The organism is Cyanobacteria bacterium QS_8_64_29 (assembly GCA_003022125.1).
Classification (GTDB): domain Bacteria; phylum Cyanobacteriota; class Cyanobacteriia; order Cyanobacteriales; family Rubidibacteraceae; genus QS-8-64-29.
This window is the reverse complement of the sequence record PXQH01000052.1, coordinates 36,226-43,865: the sequence shown is the minus strand read 5'-3', so window position 1 is coordinate 43,865 and position 7,640 is coordinate 36,226. Positions and strand designations below refer to the sequence as shown.

General features: G+C 65.4%; 7 protein-coding genes and 1 pseudogene. 4 read left to right on the top strand and 4 right to left on the bottom strand.

The window, feature by feature from the left end:
• Positions 1-168: pseudogene (locus tag BRC58_08630) on the top strand (IS701 family transposase).
• A 422-nt stretch (positions 169-590) separates the two neighbouring features.
• Entirely contained in the window at positions 591-1,457 is an 867-nt protein-coding gene (locus BRC58_08625) for an iron-regulated protein (protein ID PSP16664.1), read from the top strand.
• Between the two features lie 26 nt (positions 1,458-1,483).
• Here BRC58_08625 and BRC58_08620 read toward each other — a convergent pair whose 3' ends face one another.
• A complete protein-coding gene (locus BRC58_08620) occupies positions 1,484-2,377 on the bottom strand; it encodes a phospholipase (GenBank protein ID PSP16663.1) in 894 nt (297 codons plus the stop codon).
• 49 nt (positions 2,378-2,426) lie between these two features.
• A complete protein-coding gene (gene gatA / locus BRC58_08615) occupies positions 2,427-3,866 on the bottom strand; it encodes an Asp-tRNA(Asn)/Glu-tRNA(Gln) amidotransferase GatCAB subunit A (GenBank protein ID PSP16662.1) in 1,440 nt (479 codons plus the stop codon).
• A 127-nt stretch (positions 3,867-3,993) separates the two neighbouring features.
• On the opposite strand from gatA, the gene BRC58_08610 reads away from it, so the two are divergent.
• Positions 3,994-4,329: a hypothetical protein gene (locus BRC58_08610; protein ID PSP16661.1), complete on the top strand. Its 336-nt coding sequence runs from the start codon at positions 3,994-3,996 to the stop codon at positions 4,327-4,329.
• Positions 4,330-4,353: 24 nt separating this feature from the next.
• Here the strand turns inward: BRC58_08610 and BRC58_08605 are convergent, their stop codons facing one another.
• Entirely contained in the window at positions 4,354-5,355 is a 1,002-nt protein-coding gene (locus tag BRC58_08605; protein PSP16660.1) for a DUF3641 domain-containing protein, read from the bottom strand.
• A 137-nt stretch (positions 5,356-5,492) separates the two neighbouring features.
• Between BRC58_08605 and BRC58_08600 the strand changes: the two genes are divergently transcribed.
• Positions 5,493-5,963, top strand: a complete 471-nt coding sequence (locus tag BRC58_08600) for a GNAT family N-acetyltransferase (GenBank protein ID PSP16659.1) — start codon at positions 5,493-5,495, stop codon at positions 5,961-5,963.
• Here the strand turns inward: BRC58_08600 and BRC58_08595 are convergent.
• The gene (locus BRC58_08595; GenBank protein ID PSP16658.1) at positions 5,950-7,584 is read right to left on the bottom strand and encodes an amidase; all 1,635 of its coding nucleotides are present in this window, start codon (positions 7,582-7,584) and stop codon (positions 5,950-5,952) included. The genes BRC58_08600 and BRC58_08595 overlap by 14 nt on opposite strands.
• Positions 7,585-7,640: the final 56 nt, after the last annotated feature.

Here is a 7,640-nt window from a genome sequence, read left to right as displayed (position 1 = left end):
GCACGCTCATTGTTGACGAGACAGGGTTCCTCAAAAAGGGCCAGCACTCGGTGGGGCTCCCAGTACAGCGGGACAGCCGGCCGGATAGAGAACTGCCAGATTGGGGTGTTTCTGGCCCTGGGCAGCTCCCGGGGACATTGCTTGCTCGACCGCGAGCTGTACTTACCCAAGGAATCGAAGCCTGCTTCGAAACCGCCAAGCAGGAGACGGGCTTGGACGAATATGAGGTGCGCAGCTGGCATGGTTGGTACCGGCACATTACCCTCTCCCTGCTGGCCCTAGCGTTCCCAGCGGCGGTGTGGGCCCAGGCCAACGAGGCTCGGGTGGGGGAAAAAGGGGGAGCCTGGTCCCATTGACCGAGCCCGAGGTGCGACGCCTACTGTTGGCGATAGTACTGCCCAGCTTGCAGAGTGCCGAGCAGGCGCTGCTTTGGTCGCACTGGCGTCGCCATCACCAAGCGTTGCGCGATGCTGTCACTACCGAGCTAGACCGCCCGACTCCAAACCGTGGCTGTAGTACTAAGCATGGTCGCTCTGCCAGTACCCAGCCACTAGCGCGACACCGACTGCGCCATAGCGGCCGCAATCACCATGTACCACTACCAGCCATTCGACTTGGTGTGTGCGCTTGTTGCCGTCGTGCTGGCTGGGTTGTGCTGGGGGGCCCCGCCGGCGCTAGGCGACGAGCACTCTCCCAAGCGCGAGCGGCAACTGTCGCGGATGGAAACCGTGCAAGCCCTAGCTCAGGCGGACGTTGTCTATTTGGGCGAGACCCACGCCCAGCCTCAGGACCACCGCGACGAGCTAGCCATCATCCAGGCGCTGGCGCGCCAGCGCGACCGACTGACCATCGCGATGGAGATGTTCCAGCAGCCCTTTCAGGACGCGCTGGATCGCTACTTGGCCGGTGACATTAGCGACACCGAGCTGCGCGAGCGCAGCGAGTACGAGCAGCGCTGGGGATTCCCCTGGCAGTACTACGCCCCCATCTTGCGCTTTGCCCGCAGCCGCGCGTTGCCGGCGATAGCCCTGAATGCGCCCACCGAGGCCGCACGCCAAGTTGCCCGGCAGGGCCTGGCGAGCCTGAGCAGCGCCGAGTGGCGCTGCCTGCCCCCACCCTCGCAAATGCAGCTCGGTCCACCCGAGTACCGCCGGGCTATTCGGCAAGTCTATCGGGACCCTCCCCGTAGCCGGCAGCGCCAAGGCTTCGAGCGCTTTTGGGCCACCCAGATCTTGTGGGACGAAACCATGGCCCAGCGGATTGCGCGCCTCCACCGGCAAAACCGCGATCGCGCGATTGTGGTCCTAGCCGGTAAAGGCCATGTTGCCTGCGGTTACGGCATTCCCCAGCGCGTTGCCAGGCGCGTTGAGGGCCTGCGGCAGCGGACGGTGCTGCTGGGTGGCGCTAGTGCCGTACCGTTCGAGCAGTGCGATCCCGTTGCCGATTTTGTCTGGTAGCGGCTCCACCTCGGTTGGGGCGGCTCCTAGCGGGAGGACACGGCTGCGTTCCGCTCGACAAAGGTGCGAATCGCCTGCCGGTACTTCGAAGCAGCTAGTACGGCTGCGCTTTGGCTGTGGGGGGCCAGGCAGTGGTTGGCGCCGGGCACGAGCAGCAGCTGCTTGGGGTCGCTGGCGGCTTCGTACAGCGCCTGGCTCATGCGGGCCGGAACGACCGCGTCCTCAGTGCCGTGGATGAGCAACAGCGGGACCTCGAGCGAGCGGACTTTGGCCAGCGAGTCAAACCGTTGCGTCAGCAGCTGCTCGAGCGGGATGAGCTCGTACGGCCCGCGATGGCGGGCCATATTGGCAATGGAGGTAAAGGTAGCCTCGGTAATGACGCCCGCCATGGCCGGGTGGCGCGTTGCCAGCTCAATGGCGACAGCTCCACCCAGCGAGTGACCGTAAGCCCAGATGCGCTCGGGCGCGTAACCGCGCTGCCGCACCAGATAGCGCCACGCCGCCTTCGCATCCTGATAGACGCGCTGCTCGTTGGGAAACGGCCCGTCGCTGCGACCGTAACCGCGATAGTCAACCAGCAGCACGGAAAAGCCCAACGCGCGCAACAGTTGGGCTTGCTCTAGGTTGATGCCGATGGTACCGCCATTGCCGTGCAAGTAGAGCAACGGGCGCGCGTCACGGGCCGCGCTCGGCAACCACCAACCGTAGAGGCGCTCGCCTGTCTCCTCCAGCGGTACCCAGACTTGCTCGTAGGATGCGCCTGCATCCGCTGGGGTGCGCTCTAGCGAGCGCGTGGGCTTAAAAATCAAGTGCGGCTGCCAGGCCCAAAGCACCAGGCAGATAAGGGCGTAGCCGGCCGCCGCTACCCCCAGTAGGGCGAGCGCAACTTTGCCTAACGGAAGCGAGGTGAGCTGCTGCATCGGCTCCAGGGGCGGGAGAAGCGCGCTTAACCTAGCTTAACAAGCCCCCTTATTGCGACGGCGCCGTTGCTTGCTCGTAGGCATACGCCAGCTGCAGGATGCAGTCCTCGCGCAGTACGTTGCCGATCAGTTGCATCCCAATGGGCAACCCCTCACTGTTAAAGCCGCAAGGCACGCTCAGCGAGGGTAGGCCGGCCAAGTTGACCGGGATAGTCATCAGGTCTGAGAGGTACATGCTGAGCGGATCGTCGGTTTTCTCGCCTGCTTGAAATGCCGCGGTCGGCGAGGTAGGGGCTACTAGGACATCAAACTGCTCGAAGGCTGCCTCAAAATCCTGCTTGATGAGCGTGCGAACTTTTTGCGCCTTGAGGTAGTAAGCATCGTAGTACCCGGCCGAGAGGGCGTAGGTTCCCAGCATGATGCGGCGCTTGACCTCAGCGCCAAATCCCGTTCCGCGCGTGCGGGCATACATGCTGTTTAAATCCTCAGCATCCTGGGCGCGCATGCCGTAGCGCACCGCGTCGTAGCGGGCCAGGTTGGAGGAAGCTTCTGAGGGCGCGATGATGTAGTAAACCGGCAAGCCGTAGTCAAAGCGCGGGCACGACACCTCGCTGACCTCAGCGCCCAGCGCCTGCAGCCGGTCGATCCCCTGGCGGACGCTTGCTGCCACCTCGGCATCCAAGCCTTGCTCGAAGGTCTCGCGGATAACGCCCACCTTGAGGCCGCCTTGCGGGAGCTCGGGGCTCAGAAACTGGGTGTAGTCGGGGACCGTGACGTTCAAGCTGGTGCCGTCGTAGGGATCGGGTCCAGCGATCGCGCTCAACAGCAGCGCCGCATCCTCGACGCTGCGCCCCAGCGGCCCAATCTGATCGAGCGAGGAGGCAAAGGCCACCAACCCATAGCGCGAGACCAAGCCGTAGGTAGGCTTGAGGCCCAAAATGCCGCAAAAAGACGCCGGCTGCCGGATCGAGCCGCCAGTGTCCGAGCCTAGGGCCACGCAACTTTCTTGCGCGGCGACCGCCGCCGCCGAGCCCCCCGAGGAACCGCCCGGAACCCGCGCGCGATCCCAAGGGTTGCCGGTAACCTGAAAGGCCGAGTTCTCGGTGGAGCTGCCCATGGCAAACTCGTCCAGGTTGGTTTTGCCCACAATCGCGGCCCCCGCCTGCTTGAGCTTTTGCACCACGGTTGCGTCGTAGGGCGGAACAAAGTTCTCCAAAATCCGCGAGCCGCAGGTGGTGGGAATGCCCTGGGTGCAAATGTTGTCTTTGAGCGCAACGGGAATCCCGGCCAGCGGCCCAACTGACTCGCCAGCCGCAATCCGGTCGTCCGCGGCTTGCGCCGCCTCGAGCGCTTGTTGCTCAGTGACGTGCAAAAAGCTTTGCAACTGCGGGTCCTGGGAGCGGATGCGCGCGATCGCCTCTTCGGCAATCTCGCGCGCCGAGCGCTCCCGGCGCACTAGCTGCTGGTGCAGCTCGCGGATGGCGGCCATGGCTGTCCTCGCTCGTTGCTGTTGGGCCTGCGACGGGCGATTTTACCCCATTCGCCGCTCCTGGGCCGGCAAGGGATGCGCTGTCGCTAATCTAGACCGGAAGCAGCAATAGCCAGCCCTATTTCCCATGCCAGAAGTTGTCACCCAATATCCCCAAATCGTGCGCAAGCTGCTGCGCCAGGAAGGCATTGCCTGCGGCGAGGGCGAATCGCCCCAGATCCTGACCGCCTGCCCGAGCGAGAACTTTTGTTCGCTCAGTGGCGGCGAGCTATGCGTCTACGGTCTTGGCGAGGTGCCGCAAATGACCCAGATCGGCCCCCGCGATTTGGCGCCCTACGCCGCCGATGTAGCCGTGGCGCTCTCGGCGTGGGAGGCGGCCCTGGCCGCTGGTGCCTTGGTCATTGTAGCGCTGGGGGTGGGACTAGCCTTGGGCCGGTGGCAGCGTCAGCCACCGTCAGGGTGAGCCGGCAGGCAACTGGCACTCGCCCTACACCAGCGAGCCGCCGCAGCTGGAACCGTTGCCCGCCGTGCAGCCGTAGCAGTAAGGCCGCGTTTGGATCTGCTCGATGGCATCGAGACTATCGAGCGCCAGCAGCTTCTCCACAGTGACGGGCTCGCCGTCGGGCGTTTGCGCTGGCAGGTTCTCCATCTGGTTGAAATCGCAGTCGAAGACGTTGCCGGTGTAGTCCACCGAGAGCTGGTTGCGGCACATGACGTTGGGCACGGTCTGGGGGTTGAAGTTGGCCTCCAGATAGCGCAGGTAAGCGGCGTGCAATTGCTGGCGCTGCAGGAACTGCTTGGTCCGCCCGATGGGCAAGTTGGCTAGGGTGAGCAGGTTGTTGAACTGAATGCCGAACTGCGATTGCAGATGCGTCTTGTAGTCCTGCTCCAGCCCTTGCTGCGGTGGCGGTAGCCGGAAGCCGTCCTCGCTCAGCGGTAGGGGCGGGTTGTAGATCAAATCCAGCACTAACTCGGGATCGTGCCCGTAGCCCAGTTGGTTCAGCCGCTGGAGGGCGCGAATGGAGGCGTCGTAAACGCCGGCGCCACGCTGGCTGTCAACGTTGTTGGGGAGGTAGCAGGGCAGCGAGGCTGCCACGCGCGCTTGATGGCGCGCGCAAAACTCGGGGACATCTTCAAAGCCCGGCTGAAAGTAGATGGAGAGGTTGGAGCGAACGATCGCCTGCTTGTTTTGGGCTCGAGCCGCTTCCACCAGCGGGCGAAAGCCCAAATTCATCTCGGGGGTCCCGCCGGTGAGATCGACGGTCTCGATTTGCGGGAAGCGCTCGATTAGAGCGATCAGGCGATCGCGGACCTCGGGGCTCAGCTCCTCGGTGCGATTGGGTCCCGCCTCAACGTGGCAGTGCGTGCAGGCCAGGTTGCAGCGCTTGCCCAAATTGATTTGCAGCACGCGAATGGGGTGCTTGCTCAGCGATCCGCCGATCTTGTCGCGGAAGGGGGTAATGCCGGCTCGTACGGGCGTTTGGACCATAGTCGTTCCTCCAGGTCTGTCCTCCACTCTGGCACGAGGGAACTGGCTCCATTCAAGCAGGCGGCGCTGAGTCCGGGCTGAGCAGTGCTAAGGTTACCTACCGAGTCGCTGGGGAACGCTGACTGGCGTTGGCTGCCATGCCTGAGACCGAGCTGCCGGCGGGCTGCGCGCTCCGAGCGGCAACCGCCCGGGACCTGCCAGCCATCCGCCGCTTGGTCTGGCAAGCCAAGCTCGATCCCACCCAGCTGCGCTGGCAGCAGTTTTGGGTCGTGGACTGCAAAGGCCAGCTGGTGGGATGCGGGCAACTGCGTCGCTTTGCCGAGGCGCAAGAGCTGGGCAGCGTCGTCGTTGCCCCAGGCTGGCGCCGGCGCGGCATCGGCACGGCGATCGCGCGGCATGCCATTGGCGCTGCCACGCAGCCGCTGTATCTGGAGTGCTTGGGCCGGCAGCGGGCGCAGTTTTTTGGGCGTTTGGGCTTTGAGGCCGTGGCTTGGCGGGACCTGCCGCGATCGCTGCGCCGCAAGTTTGCCCCGGCTGCCCTAGCCCGCACCGTCCTGCGGCTGCCGGTGGCGGTAATGCAGTACCGCGGCACGGCTACTGCCGCGTAGCAGCCGACTGGCGCCGCTCGAGCGCCACGGAACCACCCAGGCGGCGCAACTCGGTTTGCCGGTAATAAAACGCCAGGATCCGCTCGGCGGACCATCCCTGCCGCGCTAGCGTCTGCGCGCCCGTCTGGCTCAGGCCAACGCCGTGGCCGAAGCCACCCCCCACAAAGGCATACCCGGTCAGCCTCTGTTGCGCCTCGCTTGCATACAGCGGTTCTAGGTAAAACAGCGTGCTGCGCGGTGGCTTTAGCGCGCTGCGGATCTCGGTTTTGGTGAGCACGATTGGGCCAGCGTCGGTGCGCGCGACTAGCTCCAGCACGCGCCCCGAGCGGGCACGTTCAGTTACCTCGAGTGCCTGCAGCTGCTCGAAATCCGGCCCCTGGCGATAGCTGGCCTTGAGGTAAGCGCGCAGGTCGTCGGCGAGCGCCTCGAGCGAGCGCTCTCGGCGCCAGCGGAAGGTGCTGTCGCCGCTTTCGTTGAAGCCGCGCTCGCGAGCGAGGAACTGGCGCAGGGCCTGCTTGTCTGCCAGCGGGCGCTGCTCGAGATCCCAGACCGGTTGGGTGGCATCGACGATGGGCTCCAGGTAAGGGCGGTTGCGGCCGTTCCAAATGTCATCGAACTCGGCCGTGACGCCGCCGGTGGTGGCCGAGTAGAGGGCGTCGATGAGCTCGTTGCCATGGGTCAGTACCTGCCGCTCGGTGGCGGCAATGGCGCGATCGATGCGCGGGTTAGTGCGCGCGAGCCCGCGATAGACCTGGCAGTGGACATCGGCACAGAGCTGGTAGCCGTCGGCGGCAAAGCGCCGCCGGTTGCGCAGGGCGTAGGTGCGCGCGATGATGGCTTGGGCCTCAAGGGCAGCCTGGGGCGCATCGGCGCCGATTTCATAAGGGACGACGCCGCGCAAGTACGCCGCCAGCGGGACGGCGTTGACCAGGGTATAGCTGCCGTAGGAATCCCGCTGCAGCTTGAGCTCGCCCGGATAGGGACGCGCCGGGCAATCGGCGCCTTGGGGCTCAACGCGGATGCGATCGCCGGAGCTGGCAATCCGGACCAGGACGGGATTGGCATGCCCGCCATCCGGCGAGCGGCCCACCAAGCGCTTTTGCCCTTGCCCGGTCAGGAGGGCCACGGCCGGGACGCGCTGGATGAGGCGCGTTTGCAACGAGGGGGCCTCGTAGCCTTGCTGCCGGAGGCCGTGCAGCAACCAGCGCCGCGACAGTAGCGAACCGTAGGTTTGGGGCTTGGCCCAGACCTGCCAGCGGTCAGGTTGGGTGATGGCGGTCTCGACGCCGCGCTGCTGCCACTGCCGCGCCAGCCGTTCGGCCGATTCGAACGTGGCGCGCTCGCCTAAAACGACGCGCTCGCGAATCTGCGGCAGTCGCAACCGCTGCCAGCGCACTTTCAGCTCGAGCTTGCGGGCTTGCAGCGGTGTCGGCTCTGCACGCTGTGGGAACGAGGCCGTTAGCGTCTCGCCGGCCGGTGCGCGCAGCGTCAGGCGCTCGAGCTCGGAGCGGCCGAACTGCTGGATGATGCCCACTTGCAGCGCCCGCGCTGGGGCCGCCGGCGCGATCGCGGCGATCCCCAACCCGGCCAGCAAGCAGCCCGATCGCCGTAGTGCCTGCATTGCCCGAGCCATCATCCAGTGGTCGCATTTGAGGCACTCCGTTATAGCAAATGCGG

Bases quoted from the DNA above. Each gene is read 5' to 3' on its own strand.
- BRC58_08625 (PSP16664.1), top strand. From the start codon at position 591: ATGTACCACTACCAGCCATTCGACTTGGTGTGTGCGCTTGTTGCCGTC.
- BRC58_08620 (PSP16663.1), bottom strand. From the start codon at position 2,377: ATGCAGCAGCTCACCTCGCTTCCGTTAGGCAAAGTTGCGCTCGCCCTA.
- gatA (PSP16662.1), bottom strand. From the start codon at position 3,866: ATGGCCGCCATCCGCGAGCTGCACCAGCAGCTAGTGCGCCGGGAGCGC.
- BRC58_08610 (PSP16661.1), top strand. From the start codon at position 3,994: ATGCCAGAAGTTGTCACCCAATATCCCCAAATCGTGCGCAAGCTGCTG.
- BRC58_08605 (PSP16660.1), bottom strand. From the start codon at position 5,355: ATGGTCCAAACGCCCGTACGAGCCGGCATTACCCCCTTCCGCGACAAG.
- BRC58_08600 (PSP16659.1), top strand. From the start codon at position 5,493: ATGCCTGAGACCGAGCTGCCGGCGGGCTGCGCGCTCCGAGCGGCAACC.
- BRC58_08595 (PSP16658.1), bottom strand. From the start codon at position 7,584: ATGCAGGCACTACGGCGATCGGGCTGCTTGCTGGCCGGGTTGGGGATC.